Here is a 26,752-nt window from a genome sequence, read left to right on the forward strand (position 1 = left end):
CAGCAGCCAGCGGTCAGGGGCTAGTTCGAACTGCAAAAGCCATGAACCATCGTTTTCATGGCTTTTGCAGTTAAATTTCATCCCGTATCCCGCATAATTGCTCCTTGACTCTGCCATTGTGTCAGGCTTTATGGTCAATCCATAAAACATATTGATGTTACAAGGAGCAATACAATGGCAACTCAAGCGCCAGCTAAGCCAGCCCAAGCGCAGCGATCGTGGCTAATGAAACTATTAAGTCATCGCGGGGTTCAACTAACGCTTTTTTTGTGGATTGTAGGCCATGGTCTAATTATCATGTTAACTAACGGCGCATTACCGTTTGATCGGCCAGCCTTTGCCGAGATTCCCTTTCCGCTTCAGATGCTAGCCCCCAGTGTGATGATGCTAGAAATATTTGTGCTGATGGGCTTGGGCTATATGCTGACCCGTAATCGTCCAGTCATCGATGTAGCGGCGCGTGCCCCTGAACGCAGCCAAGCCCTGCGGGAAACGCTTGGTTTAGTAGCGTATGCCATATTTGGCCAAGCGTTGGGCTGGGTTTTAGGGCCACTGTTGGGATTTCAGCCATTTAGTTTTCATTTGGCCGGAACCTTAGTTGGTGGGCATAGTGGCTTAGCGGTTGCCGAAGTATGGAGTTGGGCAATCTACAATTTTGGGTTCTATGCGGTTATCCCATACCTCTGGTTTCGTAGCCGCTATAGCGCCGTCCAACTCAATTTAGTCTCAACCAATCGCCGCAACGATCTTTTGGTGATTGCCGTGATTGCGATCTCGGAATCGCTGTTTGAACTAACCACCTTGGGCACAAGCCTCAATCGCCTAAGTTTTAGTCAATTGGCCTTGGGCTTACCACTTTCACTGGTCATTTATGGGTTGGGAACGGTATTACCAACCATGATTTTGATCTATTCAATTCTGATTCCACGCTTCCTCAAAATTACTGGTTCGGCGATTACAACGGTGTTACTTGGTGGATTAAGTTATGGCGTTGTGCACTTGGCCGAAGGTTGGACGAATTTCAGCACCCCCACCAATGGCTTACTCTCAGTTATGTTTGTATTAATTAACTATTTTGGCGCAGGTGTGATCAAAACAGTCTTGACTCTCCGCACAGGCAATGCTTGGGTCCATGCCTTGGGCTATCATACGATTGCGCCCCATGTGATCATTGATACCCCTCATATCGTCAAGATCTTCGGTATTCGCTAAGGTTTGCCTCAATCAGGCGATAGCCAACTATCGCCTAGATCCTCAACTTAGTGCTCTTCGTATCCTGCGTGGATCAATCGCGCACCTCTATTATGTTTGATGTTCTTTGTTCTATGCTCTTTATAAACGCCTTATGCTATAATGGCGCAGATACACCACCAAGACAAGGAACATCCATACAACTATGGAACCAGAAATTTTAGCTCGTCTCGCTCGTGTCGAGGCGCGATATATCGAACTCAACGATGAAATGACTCAGCCCGATGTGTTGAGCGACCATGTGCGTTTAACTACCTTGGCCCGCGAACAAACCGAACTTGGCGAGTTGGTTGGTCGTTACCGTGAGTTTATGCAGGCTGAAAAATCGGTCGAAGAAGCCAAAGCCCTTTTGCGCGAGGAGAATGATCCTGAGTTGCGCGAAATGGCTCAATTGGAGATCGATGAGCTTTCGGCTCGCATGGAAGCAATCGGGGCTGAAGTACGGGTTTTGCTGCTGCCACGCGACCCCAACGACGAAAAGAACGTGATCATCGAAATTCGCCAAGGTGAAGGTGGTGATGAAGCAGCTTTATTTGGGGCTGATGTCTACCGCATGTACCAACGCTATGCTGAAACCCGTGGCTGGAAAACCGAAGTCATGTCGCTCAGCGAAAACGGTATCGGCGGCTTCAAAGAAGTTATTTTTGAAGTCCAAGGCCAAGGTGCTTGGAGCCGACTTAAATATGAGGGCGGCGTGCATCGCGTCCAGCGCGTTCCAGCAACCGAGGCACGTGGCCGGATTCATACCAGCACGATTACGGTGGCGGTGTTGCCCGAAGTCGAAGAAACCGCAGTTGAAATCAAGCAAGAAGATTATCGCATCGACGTGTATCGCTCAGGCGGTCACGGTGGTCAAGGAGTCAACACCACCGACTCAGCCGTTCGGATCGTCTATAAAGCTGGTACGCCCGAAGAAATCGTGGTTGTTTGTCAAGACACCCGTTCGCAGATCAAAAATCGCGAAAGTGCTTTGAATGTGTTGCGAGCACGCTTATATGCGCGTGAGCAAGAAAAACGCCAAAAAGAGCTGGGGGAATCGCGCTTGGCTCAGGTTGGTAGCGGTGAGCGAGCTGAAAAAATGCGCACCTACAACTATCCCCAAGACCGCATTACCGATCATCGGATTGGCCAAAACATCTCAAACCTACCGGTTGTGCTTGATGGAGCGCTTGATCGGTTGATCGATGCGTTAGTTACCTTCGACAACGCCGAACGGCTTAAGGCCTTGGGTATGGGAGCCTAGGAGTTTGTTGCATGCACTCGCCGCTTGCTGAATTTATTCGCCGCATGCCCAAATGTGAGCTTCATGTTCACTTAGAAGGCTCGATTACCCCCAAAACGCTTTTGGAACTGGCGACGAAAAATGGCATTAGCCTGCCTGCTAGCGATTTGGCTGGGGTCGAGCGCATGTTTCAATATGAACACTTCCTAGGTTTTTTGGATGTGTATCGCACCTGTGCTCGTTGTTTGATCCATGGTGAGGATTTTGAGCGAGTTGCCTATGAATTGGCAATCGATTTGGCTCAGCAACAGGTGCGTTATGCCGAAGTAATGCTCTCGCCTGCTCAGCACATGCTCCGCAATATGGATTTCGATGAAATTCTTGGTGGTGTTGCGGCTGGGTTTGCTCGTGCTGAGCGCGAGACAACCATTGTTTGTCGGCCAGCTTTCGATTTTGGTCGGCAGTTTAGCCTTGATCAAGCCCTACGAGCGGTTGAGTTAGCCCAAGCTGGCATGCAATATGGGGTCGTAGCTTTTTCGATTGGTGGCGATGAGGCCAATTATCCACCTGAGCCGTTTGTTGAGGTTTTTGCCTTGGCCAAGGCGGTTGGGCTGCACGTAATGGCTCATGCAGGCGAGGTCGCTGGGGCTAATAGCGTGCGCGGCGCGGTCGAAATGCTGGGCGTAGATCGGATTGGTCATGGCTTTCGGGTGCTTGAGGATGCCGAATTAACGCAATTTCTGGCCCGCCGTGGCGATATTACCTTTGATGTTTGCCCAACCAGCAATATTCGCACTGGCGTGGTGGCCTCGTTTGATCAGCACCCCCTGCGCCAGATGCTTGATGCTGGCTTGCCAATCACCCTCAACTCCGACGATCCAGTCTTGTTTGATACGACGGTGACTGGCGAGTTTTTGCTGGCCGCCGAACGCTACGATTTCACGGTTGATGATATTTGTAAAGTGGCTCGCCAAAGCGCCAAAGCGGCCTTCTTGCCTGCCGAACAACGCCAACAATTACTCCAAGAATTTGATCAACAACAAGCCCAACTGCGGCGCGAACTCGGTTTATAGTTGTTTTGACTTTAATCATGAAACACACGAAGGTTGGGATATCCAGCCCTCAGGTGCTTCATGATTTTGTACTGCATACCTTTCATCCCTCATCCTTCATCCCTCATCCCTTGATTACCTGTCATCAAGCTGTAACCCCTGCATCCTCTCAGCGAGTGGGCTTTTTTTTATAATGAAGCCAGATGCTATTGCTATGGAGGTTGGTTATGCAGATTGTCTTTTTATTGATGAGTGGCGCATTATTGCTCTTGGCGGTGCTACTCTTATGGTTTGTGCCGCATTTACTGGGCCAGCAAGAACATCGCGCCAAGCAAGAAACCCAGCAACTCAAGGCGTTGTTAAGCGATGTTTTGGGCGAACAAGAGGTTGTGGCGCGTCGTCAAGCCCAACTTGGCTCATCGCTAGGCCATTTACAAGACCAATTGGAAACGCTGCATACTTCGTTTCCAGCTACGGTTGCCAAATTAGCGGCCCAACCCGCCGATTTTAGTCGCCCGTTGATCGAGCACCTTGATAATCGGCTGAACAATTTACATTGCCAACTTGATGGCTGGATGAACGAACGCCGCCAGCATTCAAAACAAGTCAGTCAACAAGAAAACGAATCGTGGGCCTATTTAATGAGTTTATTGGGCACGATGCAAGATCAACTTGGCGATGTTTCGCAACAGCGCCCACGCCGCCCATTGCGCGAACCACAGCGGGTCGAGTTTGGTTCTTCAGCAGTCGTCGAGGATTTACGCGATGAGGTCGAGAGTTTACGAGCGATCTCCGAGGAAATTGCCGCATTGCAATGGCGGTTGCGGCGCACGGTTGCTAGTGCTAGCAAGCCCAATAATCCAAATAATCAGCAGTCGATGAGTTTGCTTGGGGCCAATGAGCCAGTTCGGAGCGTGCGCACACTCTAAATCCCGCCAACAATCTGCATAAACCAAGCGCCCATGATGTTGATCATGGGCGCTTTATGTTGCTTAGATTGTAAATTGCTGGCCATACAGCCGGAAGAATTCGGGGGTTGGGCTGCTGGCGAATAAGCCGCTGGCACTCGTGGCATTCAAAGCCAAGGCCACATACCCGCGATCAACAAAATGCTTGGAAGCTTCGGCTTGCGGCGTGGCTCCATTAGCACTGTAAACCTTCAAAACTCCAGCGATTCCAGCGGTTGTGCCAAGGCTAAGCAAGGCCGCATTATCATAGTTCAATACCAAGGTTGGCTTAAGTGGCACGCTGGCATTCACATCGCTGGGCAAGGCAGCGTTACTAGCCAGGGCAAAAATATAGCCACGACTTAGAGCGCCGCCAGTAGCATTGGGCAAACTACTGCACGAACCATACATTGTAGTCGTAATCACCCGTAGATGGTTGAGTTCGCTGGCGCGGCTTTCGGCGGCTTGATTGAAAAAGACCATCAAGTTGCCTTCGGAGGAGCCAGCGGTCAATGGAATTGGCGCAGTTGGATTGTGGCTAGGTGGATTGCCGCCCTCGGAATAGGCTGCTACTGCCAGTTGAATCCCAGTTTGACCTTCAAAAACTAGCAAGGCCGTGCCATCTAGCGACGGCAAATTGCTGACCACCCCATTGAGATCAACCGCATAGGCATTTTGTTCACCAGCCGCTGCCACATAAATCGCCGTTGGCGTTAGGCCCGATTCAGTCACAACTTTGACGCTATATGAGCCTTGAGTTACTGAGCCATAAGGCATCACCGCCACCAGTGGAAATTGGCTGGGCGTGCATTCAAGCCAATTGCATTCAGGTGGATTACCTTCAAGTTGCGCGACATAGACCGCCGTTGAGCCATTAGCTTGATCGCCAATCACCACTACATAATCATCGGAATTTGCACCGAGCAACTTGAAGCCCTGCGAATTTACCCGTGAATCAAGGCTGCCTTGAGGAATAATTGTGCTAGGATCGTTCAGGCTGCCGCGTAACAGATACACCCAGCCATGTTTGAGGTCAGCCAAAGGCGTTTCAGCAATTGGTAAACTGATCACCTCAGCAGTTGGATTGCTGCCAAAATTATGTTGAAACGAGGGCAAGGGCAAGGGCAGGCGTTCGGGTCCAACCCGTGGCTGATCAAATGGCGCAGTTGCCATGGCGCTGTAGGGCAAACCAGCCCCAGTTTGGGCACGGAATGGCTGCCAAACATCATCGCCACCCTCGATCCGCATAACTTCGCTCGAACCAACCAAGTGAGCCATAATCGACTCAGCCGTTGGGTTGAACGAAGGCAACGCCAAATCTGGGTGCTCAGCATTATTTGAATTAATATATTGATCGCGCAAACCAATCGCGTAGTGCATCCATTCGTGGACAATCACGCGATAGCCTTCTGGCTCGTGCCAAGGAATACTAAAGCTGCCTTGACGCTCCCACATACCACGACCCAAGCGAATTGGCATATGCTTGGCATCAGTATAGAGGCCTTCGCGCCAACTACGGGGGTGATAGCGGTTTGAGGCCAGAATTTGAATATCGGCAGCTCGCATATGCTGCACGCCACCAAATACCACCTGACCAAAGGCCATCGTGCCATTGCTCACATCGAACAAGAAATCTGAGGCCCGCCGAAAAGCCCATTGCAATTGATTCAGCTCGCTGGCACTCGGCACCCATTCGATCGCTACCAACACATTAAATAAACAAACTTTCGTTGCAGTCGTGCTTTGGGTGGTGGTATGGGTTGCTTGGACTTGGGCATAAGCCAGCGGCGCATTCGGCAAATCGTCGGCGCTAGTGCTCGAAGCTAGTTGTTGTTGAAGATCATAAACACAAAAAGCCCAATTGAGGTCTTGCAGCCCGAACAAATTGGCATTTGGCAACGACCAATTAGTCAGCAAGGCTGTTTGGCTTGGCACACGTTGGGTCAGCTGCGGATTACTTAGTTGCATAATTGGTTGGGTGGTGTACCAATCGGTATTGCCGCTTGGGGCTGGGTTGGGCGTAGTGTTAAAAAGATTGTAGCGGTTGAAATAAACTTGGGCGTGTGGTGTGGACATGATCGCATTCCCCCAATGTCACAAAACAAGGGCTACTCTGGTAGCAAAGCCGATCAAAATCGAGTATAGTAGCACTAGAATGTTGCTTCAATTACGCGGATAGTCTGCCTGGCCTCTCACAAACCTAGGCATGCTGGATGGCGTTGCATACACCAAGGGTGATGGTATGGTTTTACTTGATGATGCCTTCGAATCAACGGTTACACCGGCACTTACTTCTTACATCTGGCTCCTGCGTTGGTGTGATTCGGCTCAGTTGGCTAGCCTAACGCCTTATTCACCCGAACAGATCGAACGCTTTTGGCAAAGCACCTTGGTCATCGAACACCCCCATCATGGTTGGTATCAACTACGCGAAGCACCTAGCTTAAATGAACGACCCTATCGTGAGCACGAAGTCTTTGCTGCCGCCTTTGAGTATAGCCAGCAACAACTCAATCGTCTAGAGGCTGAGGCCTGGCAATTTGAGCTAGAACGTTGGCTCTACTACCTTGAGGAATATTTGGAGCTGCTTTCGGCTCGCCGCGATTGGCCAACCATCGCCGAGGTGCTGACCAAAGCTACCACCATTCCACAAGTCAATCTGCGCCAACAGCAACTGCTGATGCTCTACAAGGCGATTATCACCATGCGACTTGAACGTCAATATGATACCGCCCAACGTTTATTACAACAATTACGTGATGATATCCAGCTCGAAGCCGATTTAGTGCCGATGGTAATCAACAGTATGGGCACGTTAGCCTGGTTTCGCGGAGCCTACGATCAGGCCATCCAACATTATATTGAGCAACATCAACACGCTCAGCAAGTGCAAAATTGGCTGTATCAAGGCCATAGTTTGCTCAACCAGAGTATTTTATCCAATCAGCTGCAACGCCCAGAATATGCCTTAGAGCTAAGTTTGCAAGCACTCGAAGCCTTGCAACGGGCCGGCAATCGCTATCGCGAGGCTCATGCGCTCTACGAAGTTGGCTCGAATTTGCTCTATTTATGTCGTTGGGATGAGGCCGATAGCTATTTTTCGCAGTCGGCAGCGCTCTACCAAACCCTCGATACAATCGGCGATTTGGCCAATTTGTATTGGCATATTGGCTTTTTGAAACATTTGGCAGGCGATTTGCAGGCCAGCAAACAAGCCTATCAAATTAGTATTGAGGCGGCTCGCGCCAGCGTTGTGCCCAATGATGATAGCCTACGCGATTCATTGGCGTTTTTGGGCTTGCTCTATTGCAGTATGCACGATTATCAAGCAGCCTTGGAAATTTATGCCCAAGCTGAAGCCTTGGCTCGCCAACATAACAATCGCCATGAGTTAGCCCTGATTCTCAATCAACGCGGCGATGCTGAACGGCGGAGCGGGGCAATTGATGCAGCATTCGCAGCCTTTGCCGAATCCATCGCAATTATTGAAGATTTACGTACCTCGTTCGGCGATGAAGATACCAAATTGGGCTTGATTAGTACGGCCCAACAGGTTTATGAGCATATGGTTGTGCTGTGTATCGAGCGCGGCGATGCGGCTCAAGCAGTCAATTATATCGAGCGAGCACGTTCGCGAGCCTTCCTCGATGCGCTGCAAGCTGGCGATGAACGTGCCGCAGTTGAGCTTTCGCAGCAATGTGCCGATTTAGCCGAAATTCAAGCCCAACTCGACCAACGCACAGCGGTGATCGAATACTTTACAGTTGGGGTGTTAGGCCGATCATTGCGCTTCTTGGCAGCTTTGGCCGAACGCAAATCGCCAATTCTGCATCATTTCAGCCTTGAGCCAGCCTTATACAGCGTGGCGATAACTGCAACAACCGCTACGATTCATCAGCATACCTTTAATCCCTTGAACCTGACTCGTGGCCATGGCGGGCATCATCGCTTGCTGCAACCACGGATTTTGAAGGCAATTTCGCAGGCTTTGATTGAGCCATACGAAGCCATGTTGGCAACAGTTGATTTGGTGTATGTTGTGCCGCATGGCCCGCTGCATGATGTGCCATTTATGGCGTTGCAAACCAGCGATGGCAACTGGTTGGTACGCGAGGAAAACCCGGCGATTGCCTTGGCTCCCAGTGCCACTATTTTGGTGCGCTATGCCTTAGGTCGCGCCGCCAGCAGCCAAACGCAGCATTACTGCTTTGGCTACAACAGCGTCGGAGCCGAAGCCCTAACCTATGCTGAACACGAAGCCCAAGAAATCGCCAAATTAGTGGATGGGCAGGCTTGGACAGGCGCATTAGCCACCGATCAATTTTTGCGCTATGCCCATGACGCACGGATTATTCACATCGCCTCGCACTGTGTGTACGATGCCCAACAGCCATTAAATTCGCACCTAATTCTTGGCCACGAAACCCTGAGCGCCCAAACGATTATGGATCAAGTTGAGATTGATACTGATTTGGTGGTGTTGAGTGCTTGCGTCAGCGGGCGCAGTTTTGTGGCGGTCAGCGACGACCAATATGGCCTTCAACGGGCGTTTTTATATGCTGGAACCCGTAGTTTGCTCTGCTCGTTGTGGAACGCCTCGGATGTCGCGGCGTTGTTCGTGATGGATCGCTTTTACCGTGAATTGCAGGCCGGAGTACGGATTGCCGTAGCACTTAAACACGCCGTGATTGCTGTACGTGACTTGACGCGGGCTGATATTATTAAACAGTTCCAGCTTTGGCAGCTACCAGCTAGCGCAATTCCGCTTGAACCAGACGGCCAGCACAGCGAAAGCCCCTTGGCTGACCCGCGCTTTTGGGCTGGCTTTATGGTGATTGGCAAAGCCTAAAGTGTAAGCGGCCATTGTTCGTTTGACCATTGTAAAATGTTTACGATGCTTCTCAAAGCATCCGCCTGAAAGCAAAGGTGCGCACCATGTTCGAGACCCAATTATCTGATAGCGAGCAGATCTATACCGAACGTGCAACTCTTCTCATCAAAAAATATGGATGGACACTGCTCTCAATCGACGAGCTGGTACAACGAACTGTGCGCCGTCGCGCGACCGATTTTCAAGGAACCCTTGATCAAGCCTTAATTTGTACCTACATGGTGTCGTTATACGATGCCTGTTCTGGGCGCGAAGGCCTAAGTCGGCGCGAGGATGGCTATACGGAGCTTTTCCGCATGGTCTATAGCTATGCCATGCTTAAACGTTTTGAACCAGCCGAGGAAATCGCCCAAGCTACGATCGAACGTGTCCTCAAACATTTTGACGATTGCCGCAAGCCTGGCGCATTTTGGGAGTTTGTGCGTTTGCAAATGAACAATGCCTTGCGCAGCTTACGTCGTTGGACAAAATATCCCGCTGATTCATTAGATCAACCGAGTATGAATGATGAGGGTCAAAACCGTTACGATGTGTTGGAAGATACCCAAAGCATCGCTCCCGCAACGGTGGTGATTCAACATGAAACGAAGGAGCGGATTTCAGCCTGTTTAAATGCCTATCTGCGTGAACACCCACGTTCACACAATCAATTAGCCGCATTGTGGCTCAAATATATCACTGGCCTTGATGACAATGCGATTAGCCGGACGTTGGAAACTACCGTAAGCCATGTACACACCCTGCGCAGCCGAGCAATCAAGCGGTTGCGTGACGATCCCCGCTGGCAAGCTGTTGCCACTGATCTAGGGATTGCTTACGAATAACTATTTTGGTGAGGAACTACCATGAACACGCCACTTCCGACCGCATCTCACGAGATTATGCGTCAACGTCTTGTTGAGTATGCCCATGCTGTTGCTCTCGGTGCGCCACTTGATGCCGCGCTCCAAGTCGTCGCCGACCATGTTGAAACATGCGCAAGCTGTCGCGCCGAGTTGTTTGATGCCTTGGATGCGAGTTACGCTTTATACAGCAATTCACTATCGATTGTTGATAACATTCCCGCGCCATCGTTGAAGTTTTTGCGCCAGCATTCGTTGATCACCAGTGCTGCTCCCGAAACCGTTGGCTATCGTTTTATGATTGAATTCTCCGACGAGATGCTCAAACATATGCAAATTCAATTGCAATACACGGGCCAAATGCGCGGTCAACGCCTGATCGGTACCTATCGCCAATCGTCGGTAAGCATTCCCGATGTGACGATTGAAATGTATGAGAGTATGCAGCCTAAACATGCGGTTTTGCACTGCTACATTCAAGTGCCCGAGCGTGATCCCTTTGATCAAGCTGGAACCCAAGTCATGGTGGTTTCGCCAACCTATGAAAATAATGGCACGACCGATGCCGATGGGTTTGTCTTGTTTGATCGGATTCCGATTGAAGAATTGGCTCGTTTGAAGATCAAAATCCTCAATTAGCACGCGTGGGTAGTACGGGTTGTGTTGTGTTCTACCCACTGCTGCTAATTGAGCAAAAGCTAAACCAAAGAGAGAATCATTGCTACGATTCCCCAACTTCTTGCGCTAATTGATCTAGGAATTGGTTGAGAATACCAGTTCGTTGTTCTGCTAATGCACGGCCTGTGGCTGTTTGCATTGTTTGTGGCAGCTTTAAGAGTTTGGTATAAAAATGGTCGATGCTGTTAATTTGATCATCGGCAGGGCGGGTACGCGGAATCGGCTGCTGTGGATCGTAGAGCCGTCGGCCAAGCTCAACACTCAGCATCAAACAACGGGCTAAGCCAATCGCGCCGAGCGAATCAAGCCGATCGGCATCTTGGACGATTTGGGCCTCTAAAGTTTCTGGCTGAATGTTGGCCGAGAAACTGTGAGCAGCAATCGCATGGCTGATCGCCGGTAAATACTGTTCGGGGTAGCCTTGGCTAGCTAGCCATTGGGTTGCGTGTTCGGCAGCCATGCGCGAGGCTTGGCTGCGTAACGGTGAGGCCTTAGAAACAACCACGCAATCGTGTAACCAGGCAGCCGGAATAATCACTGCTAAATCGCCGCCCGCTTCAGCTTGAATTAATTGCGCATTACGCACGACCCGCCGAATATGTTCAGGATCGTGCGAAACATCAGCCTGACCAAGCTCTTGCTCAATCCACGTCGCAAACCGCGCTTGCCATTGGTGTAAATCCAACATTATGCTAGCCCCCAACCTTGCGATAAACCTCAAGTGTAGCCTTAGCTAGATTCTCCCACGAGAAAGCTTGGGCACGCAGCAAACCACGTTCACGGAGATCGTCGCGCAAACTGGCATCATTGGCAATCCGCACTAATTCTTGGGCCATCTGATCAAGATCATCAGGGTCTACTTGAATCGCCGCATCACCCACGACTTCGGGAATACTGGTGGCATTGGTAGTCAAGACTGGCGTGCCCGAAGCCATGGCCTCAAGTGGCGGAATGCCAAAGCCTTCATAGCGCGATGGATAAATAAAGGCCGTCGCAGCGTTATACCACAACGGCAATTCCTCGCCTGGCACATAGCCAAGGAAACTCACGCTATCATGCAATTGTAACTGCTCGTAAGTGCTGAAAATTTCGTCGAAATTCCAGCCCTTGCCACCACCAATTAACAATGGCATACCAATTTCGTGTTTAACTTTGGCATAGGCTCGCAGCAAATTGGGAATATTTTTGCGTGGCTCTAAAGTGCCAAGATAGAGCAAAAATTGCTCCGGCAGTTGCTTTTGCTGCTTCCAAGCATTAATTTCAGCGGTTGAACGCGGGTGATATTGTGCCCCAGCGGCGTTATAAGCAATACTAATTTTAGCCGGATCAAGCCCCAGCCGATCGACCATAGCAGCCTTGGTATACTCAGAAACCGCAAATAAATGGGCAGCTTGGCGCACACCTTGGCGCGTTGCCGCCGCCAAATAACGCCGATTGGCCTTGCGATGCGAACCAGTTACATCCATAAACGCCAAATCGTGAATGGTGACGATGGTTGGCACGGGCGAGAGCAACGGCGAGATATTCAACAAGCCATGAAACAAATTAACACGGCGTTTGGCTAATAACCATGGCGCGATCAACTGCTCCCAAGGAATCCGATATTTGGGCTGAATTGTAGGCAAACGCGATTCGACAATCTCCCAATTGGAAGGCAAATTGAGGTGTTGGCGCACATTCGGCCCAACAAACAGGGTGTATTGGTTATCGTGGTCGAGCTTAGCCAAGTTTTCAATCAAAAAGCGCGTGTGATTGGAAACCCCAGCCTGCCGAAAAGAGCTATCGAATGAAAGCAAATGGCCATTAATCGTAAAATGCATAAACTCAATTTCTAAAACTACAGAGAAGCGATTCTTCAGCGAGTATAACATACCTCACTTTTAGCATTATCCAAGCGTCATTCTTACCCTTAACACACCTCGCGGCTGCAAAATTTAGAACTTACTCCATACACCGTGTGCAGCAAAAATCGCCATTGGTTTTAATCCCCTTCCGAGGATTTTGGTTATTTGAATATATCGCCATATCGCTGATTTAAAGTTTTCGATTCATTGGGTTTTAATCCCCTTCCGAGGATTTTGGTTATTTGAATCGTGGTGAGCGTCCCAACGTCAGGAATCGTGATCGGTGCGTTTTAATCCCCTTCCGAGGATTTTGGTTATTTGAATTCACGGGATCGTATGTATGTGGTGTTCTGGCGCAAAGGCAATCGTTTTAATCCCCTTCCGAGGATTTTGGTTATTTGAATTTATGATTCAGAACATGATGCAGCAAAGCAGTTTCAGGTTTTAATCCCCTTCCGAGGATTTTGGTTATTTGAATGTCAATGATATGGTTGACCATAAAAAGAATCCTTTGGGGGTTTTAATCCCCTTCCGAGGATTTTGGTTATTTGAATTCGTGCTGCAATTGCTGCCGTGTTTTGCATGGCCTCAGTTTTAATCCCCTTCCGAGGATTTTGGTTATTTGAATGAAGTGTGGGTCAAGTCTGATCAAGGTCATGCCCACCGTGTTTTAATCCCCTTCCGAGGATTTTGGTTATTTGAATATTTGTTCGAGCCTTTGGGTTCAAACGTGAGGGTTATTCGTTTTAATCCCCTTCCGAGGATTTTGGTTATTTGAATAAATCAAAGCGATAGGTCACTTGATTACGCATGATGTAAAGTTTTAATCCCCTTCCGAGGATTTTGGTTATTTGAATGCAGCGATTAGCTTCAGCGGATTGGCCGCTATCTGCGGTTTTAATCCCCTTCCGAGGATTTTGGTTATTTGAATATATGCAACTGGTAATTGGGGATTGATTCATCAGGGTTTTAATCCCCTTCCGAGGATTTTGGTTATTTGAATGTAGGAGACTTCAGAATAGGGTCTAGCCTCCTCATCACCGGTTTTAATCCCCTTCCGAGGATTTTGGTTATTTGAATAAATACTCGTATTGTGCTTTGGTTGCTGCTACCTGGTTTTAATCCCCTTCCGAGGATTTTGGTTATTTGAATATCGTATCTTCAAGTTGGAACAACACGTAGCGGCGTTTTAATCCCCTTCCGAGGATTTTGGTTATTTGAATGCGGCCAATCCGCTGAAGCTAATCGCTGCCCATTGCAGTTTTAATCCCCTTCCGAGGATTTTGGTTATTTGAATGATTTTTGTTTGTGTGTTAGGAGCGTTATGTACCTGATGTTTTAATCCCCTTCCGAGGATTTTGGTTATTTGAATTTACTACCAATCGGCGCTGATTTTGGATATACCCATTTTGGTTTTAATCCCCTTCCGAGGATTTTGGTTATTTGAATAGCGTGATACCGCTCGACAACCGCTGCTTGATTCCATGCAGTTTTAATCCCCTTCCGAGGATTTTGGTTATTTGAATAAAACAGCGCAAGCCAATCATGCTATTGCTCAACTAAATGCGTTTTAATCCCCTTCCGAGGATTTTGGTTATTTGAATATTGCAAGCCCAGCACTCTTAGCGTATGTACAGGATTAGTTTTAATCCCCTTCCGAGGATTTTGGTTATTTGAATAAATCATTGCACGGTCTCACAGGTCAACCCTTGAGTGAGTTTTAATCCCCTTCCGAGGATTTTGGTTATTTGAATACCCCGCCGCCCGTGAGACCATTCCCCGCACTAATCGACTGTTTTAATCCCCTTCCGAGGATTTTGGTTATTTGAATACCTTATACCACACAAATTGGGCTTCGGCCTGTACGTGCTGTTTTAATCCCCTTCCGAGGATTTTGGTTATTTGAATGAATGGTTTGTTCTCAGTATCGGGTTTGCGGCTGTAGCCGTTTTAATCCCCTTCCGAGGATTTTGGTTATTTGAATCAAGATTGGCAATGTTCCCTGCTTGGCTGGCATTCACTGTTTTAATCCCCTTCCGAGGATTTTGGTTATTTGAATCTTCATGATCGCGGGCGTAAAAGAGATAATCGAACATCAGTTTTAATCCCCTTCCGAGGATTTTGGTTATTTGAATAAAATTCATAGTTGCATCCCATCATATGCAGCAAGCCATTGTTTTAATCCCCTTCCGAGGATTTTGGTTATTTGAATGTTTGTTGGCGAAGAAATAACACAGAAGCTTGACAGTAAGTTTTAATCCCCTTCCGAGGATTTTGGTTATTTGAATCTTTACATCACGTCGGCAAATGATGGATAGCGATGTGTTTTAATCCCCTTCCGAGGATTTTGGTTATTTGAATACAGCAACGACCTCTTTGTTCGCTGATTGATCGGTTTTAATCCCCTTCCGAGGATTTTGGTTATTTGAATCGGCCATATGTGCAACCAACTTCGGTTTCAGCGCGAAGTCAGTTTTAATCCCCTTCCGAGGATTTTGGTTATTTGAATGCATGTTAGTCGCCCAGCTCAACTCAGAGGCATCCTTTAGTTTTAATCCCCTTCCGAGGATTTTGGTTATTTGAATCAAGGTCTATAAGTCAGGCAAAAAGCTCCAAGGCGGAGTTTTAATCCCCTTCCGAGGATTTTGGTTATTTGAATCGACATGATTGGCATCACTATTAGCGCTGTAACAACCTATGTTTTAATCCCCTTCCGAGGATTTTGGTTATTTGAATCCAACAGTCAAGGACGGATAGTGTAAAGGGTTAGAACGTTTTAATCCCCTTCCGAGGATTTTGGTTATTTGAATCGTCGTGTAACTAGCAATGCCAACATAGGTGATCTCAGTTTTAATCCCCTTCCGAGGATTTTGGTTATTTGAATTGTAAAGTCTTAGGCAACATGGTCATGCCGTTGGTCATGAAGTTTTAATCCCCTTCCGAGGATTTTGGTTATTTGAATGGCCTGTTGCCATGCCGCCCCAAAGTCGGTAGCCCATTGTTGTTTTAATCCCCTTCCGAGGATTTTGGTTATTTGAATCCAAGCCTTGCAAGCCGAGATTATCGCCTTAGCCACGGGTTTTAATCCCCTTCCGAGGATTTTGGTTATTTGAATATGCGCCATTGATAGCCTCGGTATAGACAGTACTAATCATGTTTTAATCCCCTTCCGAGGATTTTGGTTATTTGAATGTATACACCGTTATAGAGATGTGCTTCCGTCCACGTGCGTTTTAATCCCCTTCCGAGGATTTTGGTTATTTGAATTCAACAAGGTCGTTGAACGGATCTTGGTTCGTATCCTCAGTTTTAATCCCCTTCCGAGGATTTTGGTTATTTGAATCGGATTAAGGGCGAACCGATTAAGCCTGACGCATACAGTTTTAATCCCCTTCCGAGGATTTTGGTTATTTGAATTTATTATGAAATACTTTGACCTTATCTCCCCAACTCCAGTTTTAATCCCCTTCCGAGGATTTTGGTTATTTGAATCGTCCCAACACTAGACCTGATTTATCGTTATCAACAGGTTTTAATCCCCTTCCGAGGATTTTGGTTATTTGAATATTAATAGCATTACCGGATTGACCGCTGCTGTCAACCAAGTTTTAATCCCCTTCCGAGGATTTTGGTTATTTGAATGCAAACAGAGCTAGGAATACCTGGCCCTCTAACCTTAGGTTTTAATCCCCTTCCGAGGATTTTGGTTATTTGAATACAAACTATTTATGATTTGGTAGAAATAGTTAAAGATAGTTTTAATCCCCTTCCGAGGATTTTGGTTATTTGAATATGCTTATAAGCAAGGGCTAGAAGATCACAAGTTTAAGTTTTAATCCCCTTCCGAGGATTTTGGTTATTTGAATTGATTAAAGTCAAAGAAATGTTTGACGGTCTGCCTGTTTTAATCCCCTTCCGAGGATTTTGGTTATTTGAATTTGTGTTACCAGTGGAACCGCCAACAGGATTCACCAAGGGGTTTTAATCCCCTTCCGAGGATTTTGGTTATTTGAATTCACAGTAGCGGATTTTTGCGGGGCGTGGGGCATTCTGAGTTTTAATCCCCTTCCGAGGATTTTGGTTATTTGAATGGACAATGAAGAATTTTTCGCCACGATGGTGGCAATGGGGGTTTTAATCCCCTTCCGAGGATTTTGGTTATTTGAATCCAAAACGTCTGGGTCGTGCGCTCGTTCTGTGTGGAACGTTTTAATCCCCTTCCGAGGATTTTGGTTATTTGAATCCCTCGCGATTGATGATGTCGAATCAACCGTCAAGGATCAGTTTTAATCCCCTTCCGAGGATTTTGGTTATTTGAATAACGCCGTGGTAGACAAGCCCAAGTTGCTCAATCGGAATGTTTTAATCCCCTTCCGAGGATTTTGGTTATTTGAATGAACTGGCGTATCGTTGAACGGCGTGCCCAGTAGCAAGCGTTTTAATCCCCTTCCGAGGATTTTGGTTATTTGAATCGATCACTGGGTGCATAAACAACCAGACTACCCATATAAAGTTTTAATCCCCTTCCGAGGATTTTGGTTATTTGAATCGATCTAACCCGATCAGGAACCCCCCAGACGTTTCCCGTTTTAATCCCCTTCCGAGGATTTTGGTTATTTGAATCGTGCTGTATCAAGAAAAGGGTGGCCAGTTGTTTTTTGTTTTAATCCCCTTCCGAGGATTTTGGTTATTTGAATATTTGCGATCGCTGATAGCTTTATGAATCGCTTTGATAAGGTTTTAATCCCCTTCCGAGGATTTTGGTTATTTGAATCCTGAAATAAACTTCGATGATAACGTTGAATTTCAGGGTTTTAATCCCCTTCCGAGGATTTTGGTTATTTGAATGCTTTTTGGCGTTCAGGAAGTTGGTTGCCACGTTTTTGTTTTAATCCCCTTCCGAGGATTTTGGTTATTTGAATATGATGTAACCAAGCGCATCATGGTGGCCAGCGATATTGTGTTTTAATCCCCTTCCGAGGATTTTGGTTATTTGAATGATATTGATATGCCACGATTAATGAGTTTCATTGCAACCAAGCAACAGAGTTTTAATCCCCTTCCGAGGATTTTGGTTATTTGAATCCCCTGTGAGGTTTGCCCCTGTGAGGTCTGCCTCTGTGGTTTTAATCCCCTTCCGAGGATTTTGGTTATTTGAATTTTATGGCACCAGAAACATCGATGAACCCTGAACAAGTTTGTTTTAATCCCCTTCCGAGGATTTTGGTTATTTGAATTCCGAGCCGCCGAAGCGATCCCGTTCGATTTGATTGGGTTTTAATCCCCTTCCGAGGATTTTGGTTATTTGAATGCTACGGATCAATACTTTGATGCGATGGTAGATCGTTGGCGTTTTAATCCCCTTCCGAGGATTTTGGTTATTTGAATCTAACAGAAAAAGCTTTAATAGAGAACGTAGATAAGATGTTTTAATCCCCTTCCGAGGATTTTGGTTATTTGAATGCCACCCCAGAGACCATGCCCCGGTTGGGCGAGTTGAGTTTTAATCCCCTTCCGAGGATTTTGGTTATTTGAATCTGTCTCGGCTAATTCTTCATGCGTGCCTGGGGGCAATGGTGTTTTAATCCCCTTCCGAGGATTTTGGTTATTTGAATGAACGGAATGCATCGATTGTTGGCTTTGGTGGTGCGCGTGGGTTTTAATCCCCTTCCGAGGATTTTGGTTATTTGAATAAAGAGAATGCCGACTACAACGAAGCCGTGAAGAAAAAGTTTTAATCCCCTTCCGAGGATTTTGGTTATTTGAATCGATGTGATCAACCTCGGCATAAGCCAGCACCACGCTAGGTTTTAATCCCCTTCCGAGGATTTTGGTTATTTGAATTGTTGATTTTGGCCGACCCTATGAACGGATTGGAGAGTTTTAATCCCCTTCCGAGGATTTTGGTTATTTGAATCATTCATGGCTAGCGAACCTTGAGATCATTGAAGTGGTATCAATGTTTTAATCCCCTTCCGAGGATTTTGGTTATTTGAATTCAGCTTTGGGCGGGCCGTGTATCAACCATGGTGGGCGTTTTAATCCCCTTCCGAGGATTTTGGTTATTTGAATCAATCGACATGAAGGCGGTATTTGCTGGACTGCCAGCGTTTTAATCCCCTTCCGAGGATTTTGGTTATTTGAATCTACTATGGGATTCTGTGAGGCGATTAGTGGGGTTGTAGCGTTTTAATCCCCTTCCGAGGATTTTGGTTATTTGAATAGTTTTGCGGGGTAATGTTTGGTGGCCCACAATCAACGTTTTAATCCCCTTCCGAGGATTTTGGTTATTTGAATGAACTCCACCCTAAGCTCCCCGCTGTACTGGCCTATGTTTTAATCCCCTTCCGAGGATTTTGGTTATTTGAATCCGTTCACGACAACCGAAGCATGCAATAGTTACTTTGGGTTTTAATCCCCTTCCGAGGATTTTGGTTATTTGAATGTCGTGCCCAGCGTTGCCAGATACATTTCAAAATGGGAGCGGAATGTTTTAATCCCCTTCCGAGGATTTTGGTTATTTGAATGCTGTTGCACGATCAAGCGCGGGTCAAGGGCTGCATCGGTTTTAATCCCCTTCCGAGGATTTTGGTTATTTGAATGAAGGGCGGGCGCGTGATTCCAAAGTGGATGCGCTGCGGGTTTTAATCCCCTTCCGAGGATTTTGGTTATTTGAATGGATGCAAAGCCAATGCCCAGAGATTTTGTTCTCTGGTGAAGTTTTAATCCCCTTCCGAGGATTTTGGTTATTTGAATTAACAAAATTATGCGCACCGTGGTCAACCACTATCCCCGTTTTAATCCCCTTCCGAGGATTTTGGTTATTTGAATATTTGGACAAGCGCACGCCCATGCCTGTGATCGAACAAAAGTTTTAATCCCCTTCCGAGGATTTTGGTTATTTGAATGCACCCGCGTAGCGATTAGCTCCGCGCGATCGGGATGTTTTAATCCCCTTCCGAGGATTTTGGTTATTTGAATCGATCACCCGCGCGGCCACTCGATTGGCGTGCTACTACTGTTTTAATCCCCTTCCGAGGATTTTGGTTATTTGAATTGTTTGCACCTGTGGGCGAGGCTGGCGGGCCTGTGACCTCATGGGTTTTAATCCCCTTCCGAGGATTTTGGTTATTTGAATTGAATCAGGTGGGGCCAAGGCCGAGGGCGAGCCAATGAGTTTTAATCCCCTTCCGAGGATTTTGGTTATTTGAATGCTGAGCAGTGCGTCGGTTTGTCCCTTTTCAAATGCCCGTTTTAATCCCCTTCCGAGGATTTTGGTTATTTGAATCAACGTCCGACTTGCACGCATCAATTACGACTTGGGTTTGGTTTTAATCCCCTTCCGAGGATTTTGGTTATTTGAATGCGTGCCCCAGAATCGTAAGCGGCTGATTCTGGTTGCTAGGTTTTAATCCCCTTCCGAGGATTTTGGTTATTTGAATACAAAACGAGCGGGGCAAGCAAGCGCCACGTAAGGTTGGGTTTTAATCCCCTTCCGAGGATTTTGGTTATTTGAATCCATTCCAATGGCGTGAACGCATCGAGCGGCGCGAGGTCAAGTTTTAATCCCCTTCCGAGGATTTTGGTTATTTGAATGCAAGCCTTTGACTGAATAGGGATCGCGGTCATTGGGTTTTAATCCCCTTCCGAGGATTTTGGTTATTTGAATCGACCCGCAACACCGCGAGGGCGGGTCGTTAGTGTGCGCGTTTTAATCCCCTTCCGAGGATTTTGGTTATTTGAATGGAATTGACGGCCCGATCCCTAACAGTGTCGATGGAGTTTTAATCCCCTTCCGAGGATTTTGGTTATTTGAATGCTCTAGTGATTCGCTTACCGGGGCCGAAATATTACGGTTTTAATCCCCTTCCGAGGATTTTGGTTATTTGAATCCCGTGCAAGTGCTGGCCTCGGGCGTGTCCATTGCTATCGAGAGTTTTAATCCCCTTCCGAGGATTTTGGTTATTTGAATCGAAAACCAGAAAACCGCCGATCTGCGCATCCCTGAATGTTTTAATCCCCTTCCGAGGATTTTGGTTATTTGAATTGCCATTAATTCCCGCCGGAATTGGGAATACTCAACCCCGAGCGCTTTGAGTTTTAATCCCCTTCCGAGGATTTTGGTTATTTGAATCCGCACAATCCTACGTTGATACGGAGGCGGTCACCATTCAGTTTTAATCCCCTTCCGAGGATTTTGGTTATTTGAATCCGCTGGAGGGAGACACAGGGGGGGCATCCCCCTGTACGTTTTAATCCCCTTCCGAGGATTTTGGTTATTTGAATCAAAATCTTCTAAGGCCTTCGTCGGTCGCGGCTTGGGGTTTTAATCCCCTTCCGAGGATTTTGGTTATTTGAATCAAGAACTAGCCTTGATAGCTGATAATGGCGCAGGCGATGGGTTTTAATCCCCTTCCGAGGATTTTGGTTATTTGAATCTCAAGGTACGCGCAATTAATGGCATAACACGCTTGGTTTTAATCCCCTTCCGAGGATTTTGGTTATTTGAATAACCGTATCCCAACGACAAGGCGAAAAGGTTAAGGCGGTTTTAATCCCCTTCCGAGGATTTTGGTTATTTGAATATTATTATGACAAGTTATGATTTTGACGGCGTTCAACGTTTTAATCCCCTTCCGAGGATTTTGGTTATTTGAATGGCTTACAAGTTTGGAGTTGAACCTGACACTAGGCGTTTGGTTTTAATCCCCTTCCGAGGATTTTGGTTATTTGAATGTACAAGTAGCTGGTGTCGCGTGACTAAGATCTGTGTGTTTTAATCCCCTTCCGAGGATTTTGGTTATTTGAATACGTTCGACCAGGCAAGACCGCCAAACGCAACCGCCGCTATGTTTTAATCCCCTTCCGAGGATTTTGGTTATTTGAATGAAAGTGAACACAAAATGACTACCCAAATTTTCGCACTGAGTTTTAATCCCCTTCCGAGGATTTTGGTTATTTGAATTGACTGCTGGCACTGGTTGCAAGATCTTGACCTGCCCGAGTTTTAATCCCCTTCCGAGGATTTTGGTTATTTGAATGAAACGATCATGCCAATCCTAAACGGCGTAAAAGCCCGTTTTAATCCCCTTCCGAGGATTTTGGTTATTTGAATATATTTGTTATCAGCAATAGCTTGATTCGCCATGCGGTTTTAATCCCCTTCCGAGGATTTTGGTTATTTGAATAAAGAGCGTCCAACATTATTGGCCCCATATAGAGGTAGGTTTTAATCCCCTTCCGAGGATTTTGGTTATTTGAATGGAAACGCACGCCTTGGCGCAAGAAATCTTCTTGGGTTTTAATCCCCTTCCGAGGATTTTGGTTATTTGAATCTTCAAGATACGCGGATACCTTGGCCGGTAAGGTCGGTTTTAATCCCCTTCCGAGGATTTTGGTTATTTGAATGTCTTAAGTTGGGCCGCCAACGGGGCCGGCGGTTGGGAGTTTTAATCCCCTTCCGAGGATTTTGGTTATTTGAATCCTTATACTAGTTTGGCTCCAGCGTTGCAATAACTAGTGTTTTAATCCCCTTCCGAGGATTTTGGTTATTTGAATGCGCCTACGGGTTATACCGTAGGACGTTCAATAAGTTCGGGTTTTAATCCCCTTCCGAGGATTTTGGTTATTTGAATTGCTGAGGATATTAGCGTAGGTGATGCTTGCCGTGTTACGTTTTAATCCCCTTCCGAGGATTTTGGTTATTTGAATATACCATCGGGAGCCTTATTATCAAAAGCTACCCATAGTTTTAATCCCCTTCCGAGGATTTTGGTTATTTGAATGCAGCCTGATAACTCGGTTGTGGCTGCAAGCGCAGAAAACGTTTTAATCCCCTTCCGAGGATTTTGGTTATTTGAATGTAGAACGCGCTATTGGGCAGATGCTGGCCGATGCAAGTTGTTTTAATCCCCTTCCGAGGATTTTGGTTATTTGAATCAACATGTAGGCGAGGTTCAGCCCGAAGCTGATTGTCAGTTTTAATCCCCTTCCGAGGATTTTGGTTATTTGAATAATCCGATGCTCTGACCCAAGCCCAATTTAGTTTGTCGGTTTTAATCCCCTTCCGAGGATTTTGGTTATTTGAATTCAAACATCGAACGAACTCGCAATTGGCCTACGTTTCAGTTTTAATCCCCTTCCGAGGATTTTGGTTATTTGAATACCATTGTGCCGGGCAAGATGGAAGCATGGCTCGATGTGGGTTTTAATCCCCTTCCGAGGATTTTGGTTATTTGAATTAAGTTCGCCTCACGTAGTGGCACGCGGCTGTGATGGAGGTTTTAATCCCCTTCCGAGGATTTTGGTTATTTGAATGCACGTTGACCTTGACGCTCAAGAGCGAAGTCCTGAGTTTTAATCCCCTTCCGAGGATTTTGGTTATTTGAATATAAGACACAGCGCAAACAAGCAATTTTGAATTACGGTTTTAATCCCCTTCCGAGGATTTTGGTTATTTGAATCGTGTTGTGTATCGTTTCGATCCTCGCACTTGCGAGTTGGTTTTAATCCCCTTCCGAGGATTTTGGTTATTTGAATCGATAGCGCGTCAACGCCTTTGGACACTGTGTCCACAACGTTTTAATCCCCTTCCGAGGATTTTGGTTATTTGAATAATCGCACCTGTAAGCGCAACTAATTCAAGTTGCGATTTTGTTTTAATCCCCTTCCGAGGATTTTGGTTATTTGAATAGTGTTGACCTAGTTGGTATGCAAATGGCTGTATTTCTCGGTTTTAATCCCCTTCCGAGGATTTTGGTTATTTGAATAGTGCATATAAGATAGCTTCTTTATTATTGAGTATCGAAAGTTTTAATCCCCTTCCGAGGATTTTGGTTATTTGAATGGTAAATTGGCAGTAATTATCGGCTTTCAAGAAGATGAAGTTTTAATCCCCTTCCGAGGATTTTGGTTATTTGAATTGTTGCAATAACATCAATTGCACGCTGAACAGACAAGGTTTTAATCCCCTTCCGAGGATTTTGGTTATTTGAATTCGTTCTTGGTCGTTGGCGGCGCTGCCCACGAGTTGTTTGTCACGAAGTTTTAATCCCCTTCCGAGGATTTTGGTTATTTGAATAACAGGATATTGAGCATGCGGGCGGGATCGTCGTGGGCGGTTTTAATCCCCTTCCGAGGATTTTGGTTATTTGAATAATTTGCAGGCTATAAACCCAGCGCCGTCGCAAGCGGTTTTAATCCCCTTCCGAGGATTTTGGTTATTTGAATTTTGAGGGTTGCTAGTCGATCTGCATCAGAGGTTGTTTTTGTTTTAATCCCCTTCCGAGGATTTTGGTTATTTGAATTCACCATGAAATACCTAGCGATCATCGGCTGGCGTGAGTTTTAATCCCCTTCCGAGGATTTTGGTTATTTGAATCGCTAATCGGTTCGTGCAAACGACTAATTTCTTCCGTTTTAATCCCCTTCCGAGGATTTTGGTTATTTGAATTCAAAAGAACAGCTGAACGAGATTTTTCAAAGTCAGTTTTAATCCCCTTCCGAGGATTTTGGTTATTTGAATCTAGGGTAGGGGGATAGGCCAAAGCCTAGCCCTTGACAGGTTTTAATCCCCTTCCGAGGATTTTGGTTATTTGAATGCATCAAAGAGTTGCAGCAAGCGCTCAATCTAGCAAGTTTTAATCCCCTTCCGAGGATTTTGGTTATTTGAATTTCGAACAGGATCACGGGTTGACCTTCTATCACACGTTTTAATCCCCTTCCGAGGATTTTGGTTATTTGAATATCAATACGAATGGGTGAACGAGTTCAGCGGCCCCAATTGTTTTAATCCCCTTCCGAGGATTTTGGTTATTTGAATACAACCCAAGCCCAAATTGATCGTATGAACAACACCAGTTTTAATCCCCTTCCGAGGATTTTGGTTATTTGAATGGAAAGACGATCCAATCCATCATGGCATCATAGGTCGTTTTAATCCCCTTCCGAGGATTTTGGTTATTTGAATGATCTTAAGTCTAACCAAGATCGTTAGGCTTAACCGTTGTGTTTTAATCCCCTTCCGAGGATTTTGGTTATTTGAATAGAAAGTCGCACGTATCCAACAAATCGTAGCCGATGTCAGTTTTAATCCCCTTCCGAGGATTTTGGTTATTTGAATCCATGTGATACATCGGGTTTTGTTCCTCGCTCTCGTCGTTTTAATCCCCTTCCGAGGATTTTGGTTATTTGAATCACTGTTGGCTACATGTGGTATAGATTGAATTTGGTAACGTTTTAATCCCCTTCCGAGGATTTTGGTTATTTGAATCCAGAACCGGAACCGCCTGATTCTGCAAGGTCAATTTCAGTTTTAATCCCCTTCCGAGGATTTTGGTTATTTGAATCCATGTGATACATCGGGTTTTGTTCCTCGCTCTCGTCGTTTTAATCCCCTTCCGAGGATTTTGGTTATTTGAATTGATCGGCAATAGTATCAGCGGCGCTGCCGCTGATTCAGTTTTAATCCCCTTCCGAGGATTTTGGTTATTTGAATGATCGAGGGCTGCCGTGGCCTTGATTTGCAAACACGCAGTTTTAATCCCCTTCCGAGGATTTTGGTTATTTGAATGGTACATGCCATCGACAATCAAGTGGCACGGCTCGCCGTTTTAATCCCCTTCCGAGGATTTTGGTTATTTGAATTGTCTTAATTTTGTAACGCTTATTGCGGAGGTAACGAAAGTTTTAATCCCCTTCCGAGGATTTTGGTTATTTGAATGCAGTTTTAGGCTGTGGTTGTGTGCTGTGGCTGATTTACGTGTTTTAATCCCCTTCCGAGGATTTTGGTTATTTGAATGCAGCAGCGTTTGGCTTGCCAAAGCGCGTCCGTGTCGGTTTTAATCCCCTTCCGAGGATTTTGGTTATTTGAATGAAGTAGGCGATGCACTGATCAAACTTAGTTCATCGGTTTTAATCCCCTTCCGAGGATTTTGGTTATTTGAATGTTTACGCATTTTAGGTTAACCCTTCTGGATTATAATAAGTTTTAATCCCCTTCCGAGGATTTTGGTTATTTGAATATCATCGGGCGAGGACAATGCCTTCGGGATTGGTATTTGGTTTTAATCCCCTTCCGAGGATTTTGGTTATTTGAATCGCTCAATAAAGCAGCGAATCCCAAATGAAATGGCATGAGTTTTAATCCCCTTCCGAGGATTTTGGTTATTTGAATTCATCGGGCGAGGACAATGCCTTCGGGATTGGTATTTGGTTTTAATCCCCTTCCGAGGATTTTGGTTATTTGAATCCATAAATTAGTCCGATTGAATATGACAAATAGCCTATGTTTTAATCCCCTTCCGAGGATTTTGGTTATTTGAATTGCTAAGCTGGCACAACAGCAAGGCGCTTCATTAATGGCGTTTTAATCCCCTTCCGAGGATTTTGGTTATTTGAATGGAATAAACGCAATGGGGAACATTACGAGGTGAATAAGTTTTAATCCCCTTCCGAGGATTTTGGTTATTTGAATGAATAGTACTTAACGTCACGCTGCATAGCATTTTGTTTGTTTTAATCCCCTTCCGAGGATTTTGGTTATTTGAATCGACAAAAACGCGATAATGCTAATCGAAAGTTGGTAGGTTTTAATCCCCTTCCGAGGATTTTGGTTATTTGAATCCTTTTTACGTGCGTACTATTGGGAATCAACAACATTGTTTTAATCCCCTTCCGAGGATTTTGGTTATTTGAATCCCTACATCGCGACCGCGTACACGCGCTGGCACACGCTTTGTTTTAATCCCCTTCCGAGGATTTTGGTTATTTGAATTAACGACGATTGGCCGACCCTGAACGGTCGCTACGTCGGTTTTAATCCCCTTCCGAGGATTTTGGTTATTTGAATAGGTAAGGATGCATTGTCGTGGCAGTCTGTTGAAGATGAGTTTTAATCCTGTCAATCGTCGCCCGATAGTGCTCTGTGATCGTTAGCAATACTGCCCAACCAGATTCTCGGCAATGCTGCTCACCTGGTTCTCGCCATTGACCCGGTTTTCTGACCAGCCCATTGCTGATCAGCCC

The 26,752-nt window shown here is 46.2% G+C and carries 10 protein-coding genes and 1 CRISPR repeat array; of the genes, 7 read left to right on the forward strand and 3 right to left on the reverse strand.

Going from position 1 to position 26,752, the window contains the following annotated elements; all coding sequences use genetic code 11:
* Positions 1-174 precede the first annotated feature (174 nt).
* From ABEB26_RS19615 to ABEB26_RS19630, 4 genes are all read left to right on the forward strand, one after another.
* Positions 175-1,212 carry a hypothetical protein gene (locus ABEB26_RS19615; RefSeq protein ID WP_345723746.1) on the forward strand — a complete coding sequence of 346 codons (1,038 nt, stop codon included), beginning with the start codon at positions 175-177 and terminating at the stop codon, positions 1,210-1,212.
* Between the two features lie 196 nt (positions 1,213-1,408).
* Positions 1,409-2,494: a peptide chain release factor 1 gene (prfA, locus tag ABEB26_RS19620; RefSeq protein WP_345723755.1), complete on the forward strand. Its 1,086-nt coding sequence runs from the start codon at positions 1,409-1,411 to the stop codon at positions 2,492-2,494.
* An 11-nt stretch (positions 2,495-2,505) separates the two neighbouring features.
* Positions 2,506-3,546, forward strand: coding sequence for an adenosine deaminase (add, locus tag ABEB26_RS19625; protein WP_345723747.1), 1,041 nt, complete (start codon positions 2,506-2,508; stop codon positions 3,544-3,546).
* A 206-nt stretch (positions 3,547-3,752) separates the two neighbouring features.
* Positions 3,753-4,454, forward strand: a complete 702-nt coding sequence (locus ABEB26_RS19630; protein ID WP_345723748.1) for a hypothetical protein — start codon at positions 3,753-3,755, stop codon at positions 4,452-4,454.
* A gap of 63 nt (positions 4,455-4,517) precedes the next feature.
* Here the strand turns inward: ABEB26_RS19630 and ABEB26_RS19635 are convergent, their stop codons facing one another.
* The gene (locus tag ABEB26_RS19635) at positions 4,518-6,548 is read right to left on the reverse strand and encodes a hypothetical protein (RefSeq protein WP_345723749.1); all 2,031 of its coding nucleotides are present in this window, start codon (positions 6,546-6,548) and stop codon (positions 4,518-4,520) included.
* A gap of 166 nt (positions 6,549-6,714) precedes the next feature.
* Between ABEB26_RS19635 and ABEB26_RS19640 the strand changes: the two genes are divergently transcribed.
* The 3 genes from ABEB26_RS19640 (at position 6,715) to ABEB26_RS19650 (ending at position 10,844) form a co-directional block, all read left to right on the forward strand.
* Positions 6,715-9,321, forward strand: a complete 2,607-nt coding sequence (locus ABEB26_RS19640) for a CHAT domain-containing protein (protein ID WP_345723750.1) — start codon at positions 6,715-6,717, stop codon at positions 9,319-9,321.
* An 86-nt stretch (positions 9,322-9,407) separates the two neighbouring features.
* Complete coding sequence (locus ABEB26_RS19645; RefSeq protein WP_345723751.1) at positions 9,408-10,187, forward strand: RNA polymerase sigma factor; 780 nt, start codon at positions 9,408-9,410, stop codon at positions 10,185-10,187.
* A gap of 21 nt (positions 10,188-10,208) precedes the next feature.
* On the forward strand, positions 10,209-10,844 hold the full coding sequence (locus tag ABEB26_RS19650; protein ID WP_345723752.1) for a hypothetical protein: 636 nt from the start codon (positions 10,209-10,211) through the stop codon (positions 10,842-10,844).
* Positions 10,845-10,926: 82 nt separating this feature from the next.
* On the opposite strand, the gene ABEB26_RS19655 is transcribed toward ABEB26_RS19650, so the two are convergent.
* Both ABEB26_RS19655 and ABEB26_RS19660 read right to left on the reverse strand, forming a co-directional pair.
* Positions 10,927-11,571 carry an HD domain-containing protein gene (locus ABEB26_RS19655; RefSeq protein WP_345723753.1) on the reverse strand — a complete coding sequence of 215 codons (645 nt, stop codon included), beginning with the start codon at positions 11,569-11,571 and terminating at the stop codon, positions 10,927-10,929.
* 4 nt (positions 11,572-11,575) lie between these two features.
* Positions 11,576-12,703 (reverse strand): glycosyltransferase family 4 protein, encoded by a 1,128-nt coding sequence (locus ABEB26_RS19660; protein ID WP_345723754.1) that lies wholly within the window; start codon positions 12,701-12,703, stop codon positions 11,576-11,578.
* A 158-nt stretch (positions 12,704-12,861) separates the two neighbouring features.
* A CRISPR array of direct repeats spans positions 12,862-26,576; the repeat unit is 37 nt; unit sequence GTTTTAATCCCCTTCCGAGGATTTTGGTTATTTGAAT.
* Positions 26,577-26,752: the final 176 nt, after the last annotated feature.

This window comes from Herpetosiphon gulosus, assembly GCF_039545135.1.
Classification (GTDB): Bacteria; Chloroflexota; Chloroflexia; order Chloroflexales; family Herpetosiphonaceae; genus Herpetosiphon; species Herpetosiphon gulosus.